The sequence below is a fragment of the Phnomibacter ginsenosidimutans genome (assembly GCF_009740285.1).
GTDB lineage: Bacteria > Bacteroidota > Bacteroidia > Chitinophagales > Chitinophagaceae > Phnomibacter > Phnomibacter ginsenosidimutans.
On sequence record NZ_CP046566.1, the window covers coordinates 1,079,944 to 1,097,843 of the forward strand.

Annotated in this window: 18 protein-coding genes; 13 read left to right on the forward strand and 5 right to left on the reverse strand. The window is 43.6% G+C overall.

Features of this window, described 5'->3' with window-relative positions:
• Positions 1–46: 46 nt before the first annotated feature.
• Positions 47–886 (reverse strand): RHS repeat domain-containing protein, encoded by an 840-nt coding sequence (locus GLV81_RS04715; RefSeq protein WP_197428943.1) that lies wholly within the window; start codon positions 884–886, stop codon positions 47–49.
• Between the two features lie 113 nt (positions 887–999).
• Between GLV81_RS04715 and GLV81_RS04720 the strand changes: the two genes are divergently transcribed.
• The 4 genes from GLV81_RS04720 (at position 1,000) to GLV81_RS04735 (ending at position 6,645) form a co-directional block, all read left to right on the forward strand.
• On the forward strand, positions 1,000–2,040 hold the full coding sequence (locus tag GLV81_RS04720) for a DUF3667 domain-containing protein (RefSeq protein WP_157477310.1): 1,041 nt from the start codon (positions 1,000–1,002) through the stop codon (positions 2,038–2,040).
• A gap of 214 nt (positions 2,041–2,254) precedes the next feature.
• On the forward strand, positions 2,255–2,899 hold the full coding sequence (gene mazG / locus GLV81_RS04725) for a nucleoside triphosphate pyrophosphohydrolase (RefSeq protein ID WP_246186253.1): 645 nt from the start codon (positions 2,255–2,257) through the stop codon (positions 2,897–2,899).
• A gap of 9 nt (positions 2,900–2,908) precedes the next feature.
• Entirely contained in the window at positions 2,909–3,832 is a 924-nt protein-coding gene (locus tag GLV81_RS04730) for a hypothetical protein (RefSeq protein ID WP_157477312.1), read from the forward strand.
• Positions 3,833–3,870: 38 nt separating this feature from the next.
• On the forward strand, positions 3,871–6,645 hold the full coding sequence (locus GLV81_RS04735) for a sensor histidine kinase (protein ID WP_197428944.1): 2,775 nt from the start codon (positions 3,871–3,873) through the stop codon (positions 6,643–6,645).
• On the opposite strand, the gene GLV81_RS04740 is transcribed toward GLV81_RS04735, so the two are convergent.
• Positions 6,634–8,316 carry a DNA polymerase/3'-5' exonuclease PolX gene (locus GLV81_RS04740; RefSeq protein WP_157477315.1) on the reverse strand — a complete coding sequence of 561 codons (1,683 nt, stop codon included), beginning with the start codon at positions 8,314–8,316 and terminating at the stop codon, positions 6,634–6,636. The genes GLV81_RS04735 and GLV81_RS04740 overlap by 12 nt on opposite strands.
• A 78-nt stretch (positions 8,317–8,394) precedes the next feature.
• Here GLV81_RS04740 and GLV81_RS19245 point away from each other — a divergent pair, with 78 nt between their 5' ends.
• A complete protein-coding gene (locus GLV81_RS19245) occupies positions 8,395–8,724 on the forward strand; it encodes a hypothetical protein (RefSeq protein WP_197428945.1) in 330 nt (109 codons plus the stop codon).
• A 119-nt stretch (positions 8,725–8,843) separates the two neighbouring features.
• Here GLV81_RS19245 and rpmA read toward each other — a convergent pair whose 3' ends face one another.
• Entirely contained in the window at positions 8,844–9,098 is a 255-nt protein-coding gene (rpmA, locus tag GLV81_RS04750) for a 50S ribosomal protein L27 (RefSeq protein ID WP_157477319.1), read from the reverse strand.
• Between the two features lie 46 nt (positions 9,099–9,144).
• Positions 9,145–9,450 (reverse strand): 50S ribosomal protein L21, encoded by a 306-nt coding sequence (gene rplU, locus GLV81_RS04755; RefSeq protein WP_157477321.1) that lies wholly within the window; start codon positions 9,448–9,450, stop codon positions 9,145–9,147.
• 296 nt (positions 9,451–9,746) lie between these two features.
• On the opposite strand from rplU, the gene GLV81_RS04760 reads away from it, so the two are divergent.
• The 8 genes from GLV81_RS04760 (at position 9,747) to GLV81_RS04790 (ending at position 16,312) form a co-directional block, all read left to right on the forward strand.
• Positions 9,747–11,156 carry a GH3 family acyl-acid amido synthetase gene (locus GLV81_RS04760; RefSeq protein ID WP_246186254.1) on the forward strand — a complete coding sequence of 470 codons (1,410 nt, stop codon included), beginning with the start codon at positions 9,747–9,749 and terminating at the stop codon, positions 11,154–11,156.
• Between the two features lie 97 nt (positions 11,157–11,253).
• Positions 11,254–12,348 carry a 1-deoxy-D-xylulose-5-phosphate reductoisomerase gene (locus GLV81_RS04765; RefSeq protein WP_281350783.1) on the forward strand — a complete coding sequence of 365 codons (1,095 nt, stop codon included), beginning with the start codon at positions 11,254–11,256 and terminating at the stop codon, positions 12,346–12,348.
• Positions 12,349–12,456: 108 nt separating this feature from the next.
• Complete coding sequence (locus GLV81_RS04770; protein WP_281350784.1) at positions 12,457–13,536, forward strand: site-2 protease family protein; 1,080 nt, start codon at positions 12,457–12,459, stop codon at positions 13,534–13,536.
• A gap of 22 nt (positions 13,537–13,558) precedes the next feature.
• Positions 13,559–13,828, forward strand: a complete 270-nt coding sequence (locus GLV81_RS21085) for a site-2 protease family protein (protein ID WP_281350786.1) — start codon at positions 13,559–13,561, stop codon at positions 13,826–13,828.
• 284 nt (positions 13,829–14,112) lie between these two features.
• A complete protein-coding gene (locus tag GLV81_RS04775; protein ID WP_157477327.1) occupies positions 14,113–14,379 on the forward strand; it encodes a hypothetical protein in 267 nt (88 codons plus the stop codon).
• Positions 14,380–14,811: 432 nt separating this feature from the next.
• Positions 14,812–15,036, forward strand: a complete 225-nt coding sequence (locus tag GLV81_RS04780; RefSeq protein ID WP_157477329.1) for a hypothetical protein — start codon at positions 14,812–14,814, stop codon at positions 15,034–15,036.
• Positions 15,037–15,050: 14 nt separating this feature from the next.
• Complete coding sequence (locus GLV81_RS04785) at positions 15,051–15,203, forward strand: hypothetical protein (RefSeq protein WP_157477331.1); 153 nt, start codon at positions 15,051–15,053, stop codon at positions 15,201–15,203.
• A 503-nt stretch (positions 15,204–15,706) separates the two neighbouring features.
• On the forward strand, positions 15,707–16,312 hold the full coding sequence (locus GLV81_RS04790; protein WP_157477333.1) for a hypothetical protein: 606 nt from the start codon (positions 15,707–15,709) through the stop codon (positions 16,310–16,312).
• A gap of 416 nt (positions 16,313–16,728) precedes the next feature.
• Here the strand turns inward: GLV81_RS04790 and GLV81_RS04795 are convergent, their stop codons facing one another.
• On the reverse strand, positions 16,729–17,640 hold the full coding sequence (locus tag GLV81_RS04795) for a hypothetical protein (RefSeq protein WP_157477334.1): 912 nt from the start codon (positions 17,638–17,640) through the stop codon (positions 16,729–16,731).
• Positions 17,641–17,900: the final 260 nt, after the last annotated feature.

Below are 17,900 nucleotides of genomic sequence, written 5' to 3' on the forward strand. Positions count from 1 at the left end.
TCATAAAAAAGGCTGGATATTCCGGCCTTTTTTATGAGGTTATATTTTACTGATAGCTATACTCAATCCTTCCTTCCGGTTCTTTGTATTTGTTGAATACGCCTTCTTTCAACTTAAGACCACGGGCATCGTACACATAGCGCCAAATGCGGTACATGTTGCTGCCGGATTGTACACTGGTTTGCTGGCTGATTCGACCTGCAGCATCGTATTCAAATATGAGATCAGGCAATATTCTGCCGGCTTTTTTATTGGGTCGTGCAATGTCGGTAAGCTGTTGTTGCTCGTTGTAATAGTAAAACCAGGTTTCAATTTTTCGATTGCCTTTCCACCATTGCTCCTCGCCGGGTTTGCCGGTTGTTTCGTCGGCTATAAAAATCACTTTGGTCGTGTCGCTATTGTTTTTAATCCGGAGCATGGTCGTTGGCATTCCTTTACTATCGTAGCTGTACAGATGTGTTTCGGTTACGCTGAACTGTTGCAAAGAATCGTTGGTGAGAATGCTCATGAGCAGCAGTTGCCCTTGCTCGTTGTACTGATATTGAGTTTCGCTACGCAGCGTACCCGATTCATCCACCGTTTTTATCAGCCTGTTGGAGGCGTCATAATAACTGGTAAGTACGGAGCTGTTGGTGTAATCCGATTTGGAAGTGGTGGTAAGTGTTTGCTGAGCGGCATTTACTTGCTGAAACAAGACAAAGTTGGCGGAGGGACTGCCATCGGCATCAAAACTGCTGGCCGTAATCTGGCGAACGTTGTGCTGCTTCAGCTGTGCAAACTGTGCCGATGTTTTGGCCACCTGCAATACATCCTGATAATAAAACTGCGCCCCTGCTTGTGTAGTCAGTATAGTACCCAAGAGCAGCAGGCTTTTCCGAATCCACATGTGTTTCATTGTTTCGCCAAAATTAGCGGGCTTCAGCCGCAGTAGCAGTGTTAATTAATCCACCATGGCTGTGCAGCCTTTTGTAGTATTTTACGGCGTTCAAAACAACCACCGTGTCCCACGCCAAACTTCGCAAAGAAACCGACTGCCTCAATTGTGGTGCAGAGTTGCAAGGCCGCTTTTGTCATATTTGCGGCCAGCAAAATCTCGAAACCAACGAAACCTTTCTTGGTCTTGTTACACATTTTGTATACGACATCACTCACTTCGATGGTAAGTTTTTCAGCACCCTAAAATTCCTGCTGCTGAAACCGGGCTTTTTATCGCTGGAGTTTCAGCGGGGCAGAAGGGCCAGCTACCTCGACCCCATTAAAATGTATGTCTTTACCTCAGCGGTTTTTTTCTTCATTTTCTTTAGCCTCGACAGAGAAAATGAACTGATAAAGTGGGATGACAAAACAGTGCCTGCTTACCGGCAGTCTTTAATAGCCAGAATGGCAAGTGCTACCGACAGCATGCAGCGCAGGATATTGGCAGATTCTGTAAGAACAACAGATACGGCCATTGTTTTTTTGGAAGACATGCAGGTGATTGAAAAAGATCCAACATTGCCAGATAGTGTTCGGCAGGGCATTTTGAAGAGCATGCAACAAAATGAGTTTAAATCACAACTGTTTGGGTGGAATGGATTGCCTAACAACGTGGCTGCTTATGATTCCATTCAGGCATCATTGCCAAAGCAACAGCAAGATGGATGGTTCAGGCAGTTTGCTGCACATAAACTAATACAGCTGAATGCCAAATTTATGTACAACAAAAAGGCAGTCATCAAATCGGTGAGTGATAAGTTTCTTCACTCGCTACCGAAGATGATGTTTGTGTCTTTGCCCTTCATCGCTTTGTTTATTTCGTTGCTGTACATCCGCCAGCGGCGCACCCATTATGTGCACCATGGTATTTTGGTGATACATCTGTATGTAGCCATGTACATCCTTATTTTGCTTTACCTGCTTGCTGCCGTACCTGGCCAGTCTCGTGCATGCAATGGCAGTTGGTGCATTCCTTATGTTTTTGGTGTTTGTGTATATGTTGTATTACAACTACAAAAGTTTACGGGTTTTCTTCGGTCAGTCACGAGGCAAAACATTGTTTAAGTTTTTTATACTACTCATCCTCACTTTTCTGCTATTCGGAATATTGAGTACCATATTTGTGATCAATTCTCTTCTTCAAGCATAACTGATTTTAGCATGACAACCGGCGAACGATTTGAACGACTCTTGCGCATAATGGACGAACTGCGGGAACAATGCCCGTGGGATAAAAAAGCAAACCATTGAAACCCTGCGGCCACTTACCATTGAAGAAATGTACGAACTGGCCGATGCCGTGGTAGAGCAAGACTGGAAAGGGATTCGGGAAGAAATTGGCGACCTGTTGCTGCACATGGCTTTCTATGCCCGCATTGGCAAAGAGCAGCAGCAGTTTACGATGGATGAAGTGATTGATCAGATTTGTGAAAAGCTCATCAGTCGTCATCCGCATATTTACGGCGATGTACAGGTAGCTGATGAAGAAGAGGTAAAAGCCAATTGGGAAAAACTGAAATTGAAAGAGGGTAAAACTTCGGTGCTGGCGGGTGTGCCCAATGGATTGCCTGCCATGGTAAAAGCCTGGCGTATGCAGGAGAAAGCCCGCAAGATTGGGTTTGAGTGGGAGCACAAGGCCGATGTGTGGAAAAAAGTAGAAGAAGAAACCGCTGAGCTGAAAGAGGCAGAAACACTGGGAGTGCAGGAAAAAGTGGAAGAAGAATTTGGCGACCTGCTGTTTAGCCTGGTAAATTATGCAAGGTTTTTGCAGGTAGATCCGGAGCTGGCATTAGAGCGTACCAACCGCAAATTCAAATCCCGTTTTATGCAAATGGAAGTAATGGCCAAGGAGCGAAACCTTTCATTAGAAAACATGAGTTTGCAGGAAATGGATGCCCTTTGGAATGACATCAAAAAGCAGTAACCCTTCGCCTTGAAAAACAAACTTCAAACCGTATTTCCGTATTTGCTGGTATTGCTGGCTGCTTGCTGGCTATACTCGTTGTCTGTCATCATCGACCGGTATTGGTTGAAGTATGCCAGCTACGAATCGTTGACGGCCAACTATCAGGAAGGCCTGAAAGAAAAGGAAGAAACGTTTTTTGAATTTGTGAGTGAAGAGCAGCAGTTGCTGCAGCAAATCAGTAACGGCCGCTACTCGCTGCAGCAAACGCAAACCATCGAAGAGCAGCCATTCTATTTGTTTTTATACAAAAGCAATCAGCTGAATGCCCGACCATTTTATTGGAGTACCAATCAGGTAGAGCCACCGCAATGGGTACCACAAGTGGCAGAAACGGGCAAGCTGCTGCGGTATGGCAATGGGTATTATGAAGTGCTGCGCAAACGTATTCAGCTCGACAATACAGACATAGAAGTAGTTGGGCTCATTTTATTGTACCGCGAATACTTTATCGACAATGCCCGTTTGCACAAAGGCTTTCCTGGTTTCAAACCCATGGATGGCCGTTTGCTCTTTAGCGTTACGCCCACAGCGTATGAAGTTGTGAATGTGAAAAACGAGCCTTTGTTTTATTTGCAGCCAGCACTTAACGAACCGCTGAAATATTTTTCTGTGGCAACCTTGTTGGTGCAGCTCATTACCATGGGCATGCTCATTATGCTGGTGAGCCGCATTGCATCGGCCATCATTCAGCAAGACAAAGCGCTGCTGGGCTTCTCTTTTTTGCAGCTTGTTTTGTCGGGCTTTGGTACAGCATCCGCTACACGGGCATTCCAATTAATCTCGATCAATTTTCGTGGCTCGAAAAAAGTGAGACACTGTCTTTGCCTCCTGCAGGCTTGTTGGAGTTATTGCAAAACTCACTCTTCGTTTTTTGGCTGGGCATTTTTCTAACACTACAGTCGCAAAAAGTAGGGCAACTACTTACAGGATTGAATTACAAGCTGAAGGCACTCATCGCAGTCATTCTTGTAGCGGCAACGATTGCCATTCATTTTGCTGTTGTCGAAAAGCTGTGCTCGTTATACCTGAGTAGTGCAGTGGCGTTCGACTTCAACAATTTCTTTAGCCTCGATTATACCACGGTGCTGGCGTTTCTGGTATTGTTTCTCATGCTGCTGGCTCATCTTATGCTGGCCCGTTTTTTTGCCCGCAGTTTGTTGTTCATTACCGCGGGTAATATTCGCTTTGTGTTGCTGGCCATTCTTGCTGGTGGATTGCTCACGTTGTCTGTTGGCTGGTTTTTACAATTCAAAATTCAGTTGCTGTTTTCCATGCTATGGCTCATGGTGTTTGCATGGTTTATATGCCGTTATCCAAAGCCGGCCTTTCCGCTGTCTACGGTTCGCATTGTTACATGGTTGTTTGTGTATTCGTTGTCGGTGGGTGTATTGCTCAGCAATTTGTCGGCAGAGCGTTTGCGCAACCGGCTCAATGAAATTGGCAAATCATTGCTGATGCAAAATGATGAAACCAGCGATTATTTGGTACGTTTTGCATCCGGCGGTATACGTCGGTTAGACTGGAGCAGCATCATTGAGCAGTGCAAGGATTCGGCCAGCAGTAGTAGCATCCGCGATTCACTCGCCAAAAAATATTTTAGTGGCTACCTTGAAAAATTTGATACCCGCTTTTATTTTTTCGATGGCAGCCGGCAGCCGGTCAATAACCCAGGACCAGAGTCATTTGAATCGTTGCTCACGTTGTTTCAAAACAACAAAAAGGAAGAGGGCTATCCTTGGGTGGCATCTTTTGAAGAAGCCTTCGATCGCTTCGGTTACATCATGACATTTGATGTGACTTCTGCCAACAGTACGGAAAATACCGGACACGTATTTGTGGTCACCCGTTCGGAGGTGATACGTAATGCCATGCTGGCGCCAGAGCTGTTTAGGCAGATACAAGATTTTGCAGTGGATTTGCCGCCGGGCTTTAGTTATGCGTGGTACAAAAACAATCAGCTGATTGATCAGTATCGCAATTATCCATTCCCGTCGGTATTGCCTGCCAAAGGGCCGCAGCAGCAATCTGTTTGGTTGCAGGAAAAAACAGACGCCTATGAAACATGGATGAATGCCGGCACCAATTCTATATTGGCAGTTGCGGGTCAGCGCAATGTGTGGATTGGCCTGGTGTCGCTGGTGGCATATATGTTTGGCGCTTTTCTGGTGCTCTTTATAGTGCTGAGAGCTGTTGGTGCCTTTCTTCAAAACAAAGTATTTTTTGTACAGGTTTTCCGGCCGGTGGTGCTCACCATACAGGCGCAAATCCGGTTGACAATTATTGCCATCCTTGGTTTGTCATTCATTATTGTTGCTTACATCACCATTAGTTTCTTCATCAATCAGTATACCAAAACGAATGAAGAACGATTGGCAAAAAGTGCTGCTTCTGTTTCTGCAGAATTGTCGCAGCAATTGCCAGGAGATATTTTAAGTTATGATCCTGCCGGACAGCAAAATATAGTAGCGGGACCGCTCATGCAAATCAGCGAAAACCTTGATGTGGATGTGAGTTTGTATGATGCGGCCGGCGTACTTATTTCGAGCACTCAAAATATTTTGTTTGTAAAAGAAGTCATCAGCGAACGCATGAATCCGGATGTGTATTATCAGCTGACCCGTGGACAGGTGCATCGCCATTTACACAACGAAACCATTGGCAATCTGGAGTACAGCAGTATTTATCAACCTATACGCAACTCGTATGGCAACTTGATGGGGTATTTACAGATTCCTTACTTCGCTACGCAAAATGAATTGAAGCAAGAGATATCCAACTTCGTGGTTATCCTCATCAACATCATTGCTTTTGTATTTCTCATTTCCGGTGGTTTAGCGTTGTTGATTAGTGGCAGCATCACCCGTTCGTTTGCTATCATTTCCGACAGAATGAATCAAATTAGACTCTCAGAAAAGAATGAACGCATTGAATGGAGTGGTAAAAATGAAATTGGTACACTGGTAGAGCAGTATAATAAAATGGTGGATCAGCTGGAGTCGAGTGCTGCCAGGCTTGCGCAAAATGAAAGGGAACTGGCCTGGCGGGAAATGGCCCGGCAGGTGGCGCATGAAATCAAGAATCCACTAACACCCATGAAGCTGAGCCTGCAGTTTTTGCAAAAAGCCATCAAAGAAAAAAGTGCCGATGTACCACAGATTTCTGAACGGGTGGCTACCAACCTGGTGAGTCAGATTGATCACCTGGCAAAGATTGCATTCGAGTTTTCGCAGTTTGCCAATATTGGTCAGGTAAAAGCTACCGAGTTCGATTTGCATGCCGTGCTGAAAGATTTGGTGTTGTTATACGAAATTCAAGACAATCTTTCCGTATCGTGGGAGCCTATCGAAATTCCTGTTGTTATCAATGCCGATAAAACGCAGATGAACCGCTTGTTTACCAATTTGCTGCAAAATGCTTCGGAGTCGGCAGGAGGTAATTATGCGGTGCATGTAAGCATCACCGAATCATTGCGGGGCGATAAAATTTTGCTGGAAGTAGCAGATAACGGTCCGGGTATTGCTGCAGATGTACAGGCCCGTATTTTCATGCCGAACTTTACCACCAAAAGTAGTGGCACTGGCTTGGGGCTGGCTATTTGCAAAGCCATAGTAGAAAAAGCCGGAGGTAATATTTGGTTCAAAACCAAATACCAGCCCGATGGTACAGGTACTGCATTTTATGTGGAACTGCCTTTAGCCGGCTAATGTTTTCGCTGCTCTGTTTTGCTGCAAAAATTCTTCGAATGCCTGTAGCGTAAAGCTGCTCAGGTTTTGCTGTTTGCGCAGCATGCCTTTTTGCGCAGCGAGTACGCCATACCGTGTATCTGCAAAGCCTTCTACGGCATGTGCGTCGGGGTTGATGGATATGAGTACGCCCTTATCAACTGCCGCCGGAATCCAACGCCAGTCAATGTCCAGCCGTCGTGGGTGGGCATTGAGTTCTATGCACACATGGTGTTTGGCACAAGCTTCAATAATGGCATCGTAGTTCACAGGATAGCCTGCACGGCTGAGCAACAATCGGCCCGTCATGTGGCCGAGAATGGTAGTTGCGGGATGCGCAATGGCAGTCAGCAATCGCTGCATGGCTTTCTCTTCGGTCATTTTCAAATTGCTATGTACAGAAGCAATCACAAGGTCAAAACTGTTGAGCACAGCGTCGCTGTAATCCAGTGAACCGTCGTTCAGTATATCGCATTCAATGCTCTTGAAAATTTTGAAAGGTGCCAGTTGTTTGTTCAGCAGGTCAATCTCAGCATGTTGTTGCATGATGCGTTCCTCATTCAGCCCATTGGCATAGCCGGCCGATTTGCTGTGGTCACTAATAACCAGGTATTCGAGGCCTTGGGCTTTGGCGGCTTCTGCCATCTCCCGGATGCTGTTGCTGCCATCGCTCCATACACTGTGTGAGTGAATGATGCCTTTGATGTCATTCGGTTGTATGAGATCTTCACTACCGATTATTGCTGTAGTATTTAATACATCCTGTGGTAAATCACGAAAGGCTGGTAATACAAATGCTTGTTGAGCGGCGGTAAATAAAGCTTCTTCTGTGGCAAAGTTGGTGGAGGTGAGTGATGCAAGAATGCTATTGCAAAATGCATCTGGACCTGTGGTAGTGAGCAAAGCATGGCCCCATGTGTCGGTGCTGGTTGTATGAATAACCAGTTGTGGTCCGTTGCTGATTTGATAGCGCAATCCACTGGGCTGTTCTTCTGTCAAGGTTAATGCATCGAGTGGTTGTAACAACTGCATTACATCTTCCGCATCAGCAGTGGTAAGCAGGTCGATGCTATCTACTGTTTCCATTTGCCGGCGAAGACTACCGGTGATGACGGTGCTATAATTAGGTAACTGTGTTTGTAGTAGTTGCAAAAACTGCTGTGCTATTTCGGCTGCTTGCTGAAATAAAAACCAGCCTTGTTGGTTGAGGTAAAAGCGAATGGCCTCGGCTACATTGTGTTGTGTTTTTTCGCCAAAGCCTTTGTACAGCGTCAATCTGTTTTCGTTGCAGGCATATTCCAATTCGCCAATTGTTTCGATGCCCATCTCTTTCCAAACAGTATGAATTTTCTTTGGCCCCAGTCCTTTGATGCTGAGCATTTCTATTACGCCTGATGGCGTTTTTGCAATGTATTCATTGAGGATACTCAAGGAACCAGTTTGCAATAACTCTGCTATTTTTTGGGCAGTAGCAGCACCAATGCCTTTTTGTGCAGCAATGCTAACAGCATCCATATCGGCCAGTTGCATGGGTAGCTTTTCTATCTGAAAAGCCGCATTGGCGTAGGTTTTTGTCTTAAAACTATTCTCGCCATGTATGTCCATTATTTTGGCAAGAAGCGCAAATGTGTCGGCTATCTGATAATTATCCATGCAGCAAAGATGATAGAAGTTGAGCAGCACAAAATAAAAAAGTCCTGCTGTTGAGCAGGACTTTAGATCGTAATAAAAGTGCTGAAGAATTACTTCTTAGCAGCTTTCTTAGGAGCGGCTTTTTTTGCAGCGGCTTTCTTAGGAGCAGCTTTCTTAGCGGCGGCTTTTTTAGGAGCAGCTTTCTTTGCAGCAGCCTTCTTAGGAGCAGCTTTCTTAGCGGCAGCTTTTTTAGGAGCAGCTTTTTTTGCAGCAGCCTTCTTAGGGGCGGCAGCTTTTTTAGGAGCAGCTTTTTTTGCAGCAGCCTTCTTAGGGGCGGCAGCTTTTTTAGGAGCAGCTTTTTTTACAGCTTTCTTAGCTGCAGCTTTTTTAGCAGTTGCCATGTTTTTCAATTTAATGGTTAGTAAATAATGCTTAGTAAAAATAACGAGAATTTTTTTTATCCAAATGATTTTATTAACTCAATATCCACCAAATAAAAAGGATGGTGCATAACACCATCCTTTTATAAAAACCTATTGTGTAAAATCTTATGCAGTAACGATTGAAACAAAGGTTCTGTTTTCTTTTCCTTTCTTAAATTCTACAACGCCATCTGCAGTTGCAAAAATGGTAAAGTCTTTACCAAGACTTACGTTTTTACCAGGATGATAAACAGTACCACGCTGACGAACAATGATGTTGCCTGAGATAGCAGGCTGGCCACCATAAATTTTTACACCGAGGCGTTTGCTTTGTGAGTCGCGACCGTTTTTTACCGAGCCTTCACCTTTCTTATGTGCCATAACAGGAAGTGTTTTTTAGTTGATTCGAAAAAAAGACAGCATGCAATTATGCAATGCTTTCAATTTTAATTTGAGTGTAATGCGTACGATGACCATGCTTCTTGCGGAAGCCTTTGCGTCTTTTCATTTTGAAGGCGATTACTTTATCACCTTGTACCAATGCGTTTACAATTTCGGCCTTCACAGTTGATTTAACTGAGGCACCGGCTTCGATTGTACCATCGCGGTCTACCAGCAATACTTCGTTCAATTCTACCTTGTCTCCGGCGTTACCTTCCAGATGAGGCACGTACAGATTTTGTCCTTCCTGCACTTTAAATTGCTGACCGGCTATTTTTACAACTGCGAACATAATCACTCAAAATTTAGGGACGCAAAAGTAGGGACTTTGCCCACAACTACAACAAAAATTTTATAAAAAAGGCAGAATTTCTACCCACTATGTGCCGTAATTTGCCCGTGTTATTCATTTCAACGGGGAAAACAAGTACTTATCAGCACAAAAATAAGGCCTCAAAGCCCCGCAAATCCAGCTTTACATGAATCTGAAGTCGCTGCTTGCCCGGCCCTTTGCGGGTTACATCAATAAACAAATAGAGCGGTCGAGGGAGAATGCTGTGGCCGATCAGGGAGCGCATCTGGAAAGAATTGCTGGCTGTTTTACGCAATACAGAATTTGGTAAAGACCATCATATTCAATCGGTTAGCAACCTGCAAGAGTTTAGACAGGCCATTCCCATCCGCGATTATGAAGCCCTCAAACCTTACATTCAAAAGGTAAAAGAGGGTCGCCACAACGTGCTGTGGAAAGGGCGCCCCATTTATTTTGCCAAAACCAGTGGCACCACCAGCGGCACCAAATACATCCCCATCACCAAAGATTCTATTCCCAATCACATTAATACGGCCCGCAATGCCCTGCTGAGCTATATGGCCGACACGGGGAATTATGCTTTTGCCGGTGGCAAAATGATTTTTTTGAGCGGCAGCCCTGAGCTGGAGCGGGTGGGCGATGTTCCCACCGGCAGGTTGAGCGGCATCGTCAATCACCATGTACCCAAGTACCTGCGCACCAATCAACTACCCAGCTACGAAACCAACTGCATTGAAGATTGGGAAACCAAGCTCGACAAAATAGTTGCTGAAACCATTCAGCAAAACATGACGCTGATAAGCGGTATACCACCGTGGATGCAAATGTATTTTGACCGCCTGATTGAAAAGAGTGGTAAACCGGTGGGTGAGTTGTTTCCCAACCTGAGCGTATTGGTGCAGGGTGGTGTCAACTTTGAACCTTATAAAGCAAAATTGTTTGCGAGTGTTGGCCGGCCCGTGGATACCATCGAGTTGTTTCCTGCCAGTGAAGGTTTCTTTGCTTTTCAGGACAGCATGAAACACGAAGGCTTGCTGCTAAACACCAACAGCGGTATCTATTTTGAATTTGTGCCGGCTGCAGAAATTTTCAATGAGCATCCAACCCGTTTGTCGTTGGCTGAAGTGAAGCTTGGCGAACAATATGCAATCATCATCAATAGCAATGCCGGATTGTGGGGATACAATATTGGTGACACCATTCGTTTTGTATCGCTCAATCCTTATCGAATAGTGGTTACTGGTCGTACCAAACATTTCATCAGCGCCTTTGGCGAACATGTGATTGGTGAGGAGGTAGAAGCTGCCATGCTGGATGCCTGTAAGCAACACAACGCCAGTGTAGTAGAGTTTACCGTGGCGCCTTACATTGCCAGCGGCGATGGGCAGAGCTATCATGAGTGGTTGGTGGAGTTTGAAAAAACGCCAGATAACATGGAAGCATTTGTAACAGATTTGGACAATGCCCTGCGGCAACGCAATGTATATTACGATGATTTGATTGCCGGCAACATTTTGAAGCGCCTGCAACTCAGCATTCTTCAACCACAGGGATTTGTGCAATACATGAAATCAATAGGTAAGCTGGGTGGGCAAAATAAAGTGCCCCGCCTGAGCAACGACCGCAAACTGGCGGAAGGGTTAACAGCGTTTGTAGACAAACGGTTGTCATCGCCGGCCATTTAACAACAGCACTTAACTAAAAGAAAGCGCAACGCACTGATGCAAAAACGTATCGCCATATTCGGATCGAACGGGTTCTATTGGTACACAGGCCCTGGATGTGATTAAAGCCAACCCTGAAAAATTTTCAGCAGAAATATTAACGGCACAAACCAATGCCGATTTACTGATTGAGCAAGCCAAAGCATTTGACCCCAATGTGGTGGTGATTGGCGATGAAAGCAAGTATGCCTATGTAAAAGAAGCCTTGGCAGGCACACATGTAAAAGTGTTTGCCGGTGAGCAGGCATTGGTAGAAGCAGCCGCCATGGATTGCTACGACATGATGCTGGCCAGCATTGTAGGCTATGCGGGTTTGAAGCCTACTTTGCAAGCGGTAGAAATGGGTAAAGCTATTGGCTTGGCCAATAAGGAAACACTGGTAGTGGCAGGTGATATTGTGATGCAAAAAGCGGCTGAACACAAGGCGCCCATATTACCAGTGGATAGTGAACACTCTGCAATTTTTCAATGCCTGGTGGGCGAAATGCGCAATCCCATTGAACGCATCATTCTCACCGCCAGCGGTGGTCCGTTCAGGGGTAAAAAGCCCAACTTTTTGGTGAATGTAAAAAGGGACCATGCTTTGCAGCATCCCAACTGGAGCATGGGCGCCAAAATCACCATCGACAGTGCTACACTGATGAACAAAGGGCTGGAGATGATTGAAGCCAAATGGTTGTTTGGATTAAAAGCTTCGCAGATAGAAGTGGTGATTCATCCGCAGAGCATCATTCACAGCATGGTGCAGTTTGAAGATGGTAGCATCAAGGCGCAAATGGGTTTGCCCGATATGAAATTACCCATTCAGTATGCCATGGCTTTCCCGGAAAGAATAAAGAACGATTTTCCAAGGCTGGACTTCCGCCGCTGTGAGCAGCTGAGTTTTGAAGAGCCCGACCTGCGCACCTTCCGCAATTTGGCACTGGCCATTGAAGCGTTGCAAAAAGGTGGCAACCTACCTTGCATCATGAACGCAGCCAATGAAATAGCGGTGTGGGCATTTTTGCGCAACCGCATTGGCTTTCTCGATATGATGGCGGTGGTAGAACAGGCCATGCAAAAGATCACCTTTATTGAAAAACCAACCCTAGATGATTATTATGAATCGGATGCAGCGGCCCGGGAGTTTGCCGCTTCGCTCATCCATTTGTAAACCTTCGTTTACCAAAATATGTTTTGCTACTGGCGAATAATGTATTTGTTTGCATAGCTATATATCGATTCGGATTTTGTTTCCATCATTTTATTTAAGTATTCATCCATGATTTTTTTGGCAATAGAGTGGGGGGTGGTAGGTGTAAAAGTGGCGCAGCTGTTGCTGTCGTTGTCTATCCTCGTTATCCTGCACGAATTTGGGCATTACATTACGGCACGTTGGTTTGGCTGCCGGGTTGAGCGTTTCTTTTTGTTTTTTGACCCCTGGTTTTCCTTGTTTAAAAAACAAGTAGGCGATACCGTGTACGGTATTGGCTGGCTGCCATTAGGGGGCTATGTGAAAATATCCGGCATGATTGACGAAAGCATGGACAAAGAACAACTGGCATTGCCCGCCCAGCCTTGGGAGTTTCGCAGCAAACCTGCCTGGCAACGTTTAATTATTATGATTGGCGGGGTAACGGTCAACATATTGCTGGCCTTTATTATTTACGCCGGCATACTGATGGTATGGGGCGAAAAGAAAATCGTCAATTCATCTTTGAAATATGGCATTGAAGTACAAGACAGCCTGATGCTGGATCTTGGTTTTAAAGATGGTGATAAGATTGTAGCATTGGATGGTAAAAATATTTACAACTACTACGATGTTATTCCAACACTCATTTTAAGCAGCACGGCTACGGTTGAAAGAAATGGTCAGCAGCAAACGCTGACGCTTCCTAAAAACCTGATTGGTAAGCTGGTTGAAAAGAAGCGCCGCGACATACCGTTGATTGCCATTCGCATGCCGCTGATGATTGGTGCAGACACAGGCGTATCTGCCAAATACGGGTGGAAACGTTTCGATAAAGTGGTGGCTGTAAATGGGAAAGCAACACCGTTTCAAAGTGATGTAGCCGAAGTGCTGGAACAAAACAAACGCAAGGAAGTGGAACTGACACTGGTGCGCAATGCCGATACCATCCGTAGTAAAGTAAAGCTCGATAGTACAGGTTACATTGCAGGTTTGCGCATCATTGGCAAGCCTGAGTCGATGCAGGAAGCAGGTATCATTCAATACCAGGTTAAACATTACGGATTTTTTGAGGCCCTGCCTGCAGGTGTTCGCATGGCGGGTGATAAACTGAGCTGGTATATCGATCAGGTTCAAACTTATTTTAAGCCCCGAAACAGAGGCGTATAAAGGGGTTGGTGGTTTCAGAGCCATGGGCAACGTTTTTCCTGGCAGTTGGGATTGGGAATCGTTCTGGACCATCACCGCATTCTTTAGTATCGTGCTGGCATTTATGAACCTGCTACCTATTCCAGCTCTCGATGGCGGCCATGTACTCTTTACCCTGATTGAAATGATTACCGGCCGCAAACCCAACCAGAAGTTTTTGGAGTACGCCCAAATAGTAGGCATGGTACTGTTGCTTGGGTTGATGCTCTATGCCAATGGCAACGACTGGATTGGCTGGGGAAGAAGTAAATAATTGCTGCTGGTTTCCAGATGGTAGCAAACTTATTGGGCAATCTTCACTTTACATCACGGTTTCGCAATTGGCGAAAAATATCCTCAGTAATAAAAAAAGGCAATCCTTAGTGGATTGCCTTTTTTATGGGGTGGAGCTGCCTGCCATCACTTCGAACATTTTATGCAGAGATATCGCATTGGTAATGCAAGCAAAAGAGATTTATCTGAATCAACTTAAAGGCGTTCTGTAATCTCATTGCTCCCCATACCTCTAAATGACATAAATCTTTAAAACGAATTACAATGCAGTTCAGAAACATCACGCTACAGGAGCAATTCTTTCCTCGTTCAATGCAAGAAAAAATACTAAAGGCAAATAGAGCTCAGCCCATCCTCAATAACATCGTCGATGCTGGGACTACATCTAGATTGGAGCAAGAGCTTACGCCTAGCGCAGAAAAGAGACTTCTCCTGCACATAAAACAATATTGGCCAGCTTATTTGGTTGCTTTATTTGCCGGGTATGCAATCTGGAGAGAGTTAAATAAAGTTGACGAGGAAGAGAGATAATAAGATTTTTTACATGGTACACCCAAAATCCAGTGCAAAACGATTGGCTACGTCCTTAACTTAAACTCTTCATCCCTTCGCTGAGGGAACACCCATTATTTATTTAGAAGCGTTTGACGGATCTTATAACACATGAAAAGGCTATGTCGGTTAAGCCGCAAGCTTTTGATTTATATAAGCTTCTGTTTTTAGAATTGCAGCAATGCATAATTATTAGCTTTCGCCTGATTTCTTGACGGGTAAAACTTGGCAGTTTAACAATCGCAGTCTAGAGAAATCATACTATCCGCTCATGCTACGGCGTGGGCTTTAGTGATTTCTGGACTGCGGGCTCTGCCAAGTGCCTACCCTTCGGGATGAAACTAATTGTCCCACGCTATTTTTTTCAATTCTGCCTTACAGGGAGATACGGCAATCCAAATTTTATTGTTTATGAAGCTGACTAAGACAGCAGTAGTATTACTTTTTGCTGCATCTTTTTCATCACAATCCTGCGCAGTTATGTTTCAGGGATCGAAAAAAGAAGTATCTGTAAAAAGTATGACGCAAGGTGCTACCATCTGGATTGATGGTGAAAAAGCTGGAGAGGATGCGGTAACACAAAAGCTAACCAGGAAAGACGATCACACTATTCTGGTGAAAAAGACGGATGTCTAACCAAAACACTTGAAGTGAAAAAAACACAAGTAGGTTGGATCATCTTTGATGCACTGTTTAACTGGCTGGCATTTGCAACAGATGCACCGACCGAGGCATGGAATACATTTGAGAAGTCTAAATTTACGGTTGAGCTTGAATGCCCAAGCTCCAATAACACCAATTAATTTTAATAATCAAGGAGTAGGCCAGCCTACTCCTTGATTAACTCAATGAGGCGGTGATAGTTTTTTTGCCATTCCCCTTATGTCTAAATTAGTTAATCTTTGGTTGGACTATCTACGAAAATTACTACAGAAAAGGCTTTTACGGAAGGTGTGCTGGAAATAATATTTTATTCGTCCTAATTAAAATTTATTACATCATTCATATTGTTTAAGCAATTCTGCTATCAAATTTTATTACCTGCTCAATATGTGAATCAGCTTAGCTATAGCTCGATACTTGAGTACCTGTCTTTAAGTAATTTGATATAGATTGATTTGGATTGATGTTGATTTAATTATATCGATTTGGAATTTGCTTTGAGCACATTTTGTCTAATAAGTTGTGTCAAGTCATCGTGCCTGATCAATACTCTTTTTATGTGAGAAGCTAATCGAGTATTGATTTTTATTTCTGCATATCGGATGCCAATATCTGTCGGTAATTTGCAGGATCGAATTTGTTTGTGAAGATTTTTTTGAATAGAAGGGGCACTCACACCCAAACAGATAAAATACAATTGCTGCAGCCCATCCGCAGCCAACGGATATTTCATTTGCAAGAGTTGTACTTCAATGGCATCAGCCCCGATTCATTGCAACAGTTGCTCTACAACAAACCCATTCAAACACTCAAACTGCAATGTAGCTTACCCATGCAATACCTCAAAGACAATAAGCCGCAAAGTGGCACCAGTGTAGAGTTGGAGTATGTATTCAATCCGGTATTTACATTTAGCAATGTAGATAGTATTGATGCCAGTGTAGAAAAAGACATGGCATTGCTACAGCTGGAAATTGCCAAAGCCAACCAGGAACAAGCGGCCTACCTGCAGGAGCAACAGGCTTTACAATCCCAACTCACTGCCGCCACCCTAAACCTCAGCAGCCCAGACCTGGCCACCAAAGAACAAGCCACCAGTACCATTGCCAAACTCCGTACATCCTTACAACAACTCAAACCACCTTACAACAATAAAAAAGCCTTGCAAGCAAGGCTCAGTTATTTACAACAGCAACTATATGTTCGAAAACTGCAAATGGTGAGTGGGTATGTGAGTTGGAGAAAATGATAACGCAAAAGGATTGCTGCTGTGCTGGAATTTATGTTCGTTCAGCCCGGAACCACTGCCCAAATGAAAAAATTATGTTGAAGGTTAAGACCAAAAGCCAAATTGAAATGCGTCAAGCCCGAACTGCAGCTGATAGCGAACAAAAGATGAGGATTTATTCGTTCAACCAGCATAGCAGCAAACCTCATGTTGGTAGCAGGTTGCTCATGGGTAGGATAATTACATAATGATCTAACATTAATTGTCAGAATAATCTAAGCAAAATATTGCTTAATAAAATGTCTTATTAATTTTGAAGGATGAAACAAAACTTAAGGAAATGCTAGCCTGTTTATTTGTAATTCTCATTCCTACGATCATATTTAGATGAAGTTGTTGTAGTTTAACGATAATACATACAATTATTTAGTGTAATATTAGAATGTTCTTCTACTCGACCAATGACCAAAAAGACCAAAATTTGACCATGTACCGTAAGCCCCAATACCCTTAATAACTCCTTTGAAAACTGCACCTGATTCTGCACTACCAGATGCGTCTATTTCATTATTCGAGATGCTTCCATTAAAATTTACTATGCCTCCAAATAAACCAGAACAAACTATTCCTGAAATTTTCTGATTGCTAATAATCGCTACTGTTGGGCCATAATCATCTCCTGAAATTAGACCTTCGTGAGTATTGATAACTTCGTAGGATCGTTCTTTCATTACTAAGCCCGTATCAATCCGTGTCGTGTTATTTAAAAATATATCTGAAAGTTTGGGTAAGCTACCATCAGCTTCAACTCTGAAATTCATTGAAAAATGTTTGCCAATAAACCAAGAATTGATTGAGCCTGCTCCTAAACTGACATTTGGGTTTAATGTATCAATTAGGTTTCCGAATTTTAAAAACATTGAGGCATTACCATTCATGATTACTAATTTGAAACTGCCGGACGAGTCAATATTGTTTGCCGCATTGTAAGTTTGCCGAACAATCACCCCTTTATATATTCCGAAAGACTTATTGTCGTACTCTACAGGTGCTTCTGGAATATTTTTCAGTAGGGTATCAGACGGTGATCCTGTTATTTTCATTGCAACACCTGAATTTATCAACAATTGGTTGTTGTTAACAATAACTCCGATTGTGTTAGTATTAATATCCATAACTATGTTGTGATTGATTTTCGCAACTGCATTTGCCCCTGGGACAATTTTGGGTAACCATGCTGTCGAATCACTCCATAAGCCATGTTTAGCAGTAGTTATGGTATCTTGAGCAGAAACTGGGAAAATGCAAAAAGCGATAATTATTGCGTTAATTAGTGTTTTTAAATACATAAGTCTATTTTTTGAAAGTGTAAATTAATTGATTTCCTTTTTTTAATCGTTTCTCAAAAATAAAAGTCGGAATGAAAGAGTCTCGAATGTGATGTTTTCTTTGAATTAAAATGTTTTCCCAACCGCAGGTTAGAATATTATGTTTATTCGTTTAAAATGTCGCACTTGATTTGCAATTGCTACCAACTCAGTAATAGGCGAAATTCAACAATCTAAATTCATTGAAAATCAATTCCATTTTTAGCACAATCTGGTTTGCG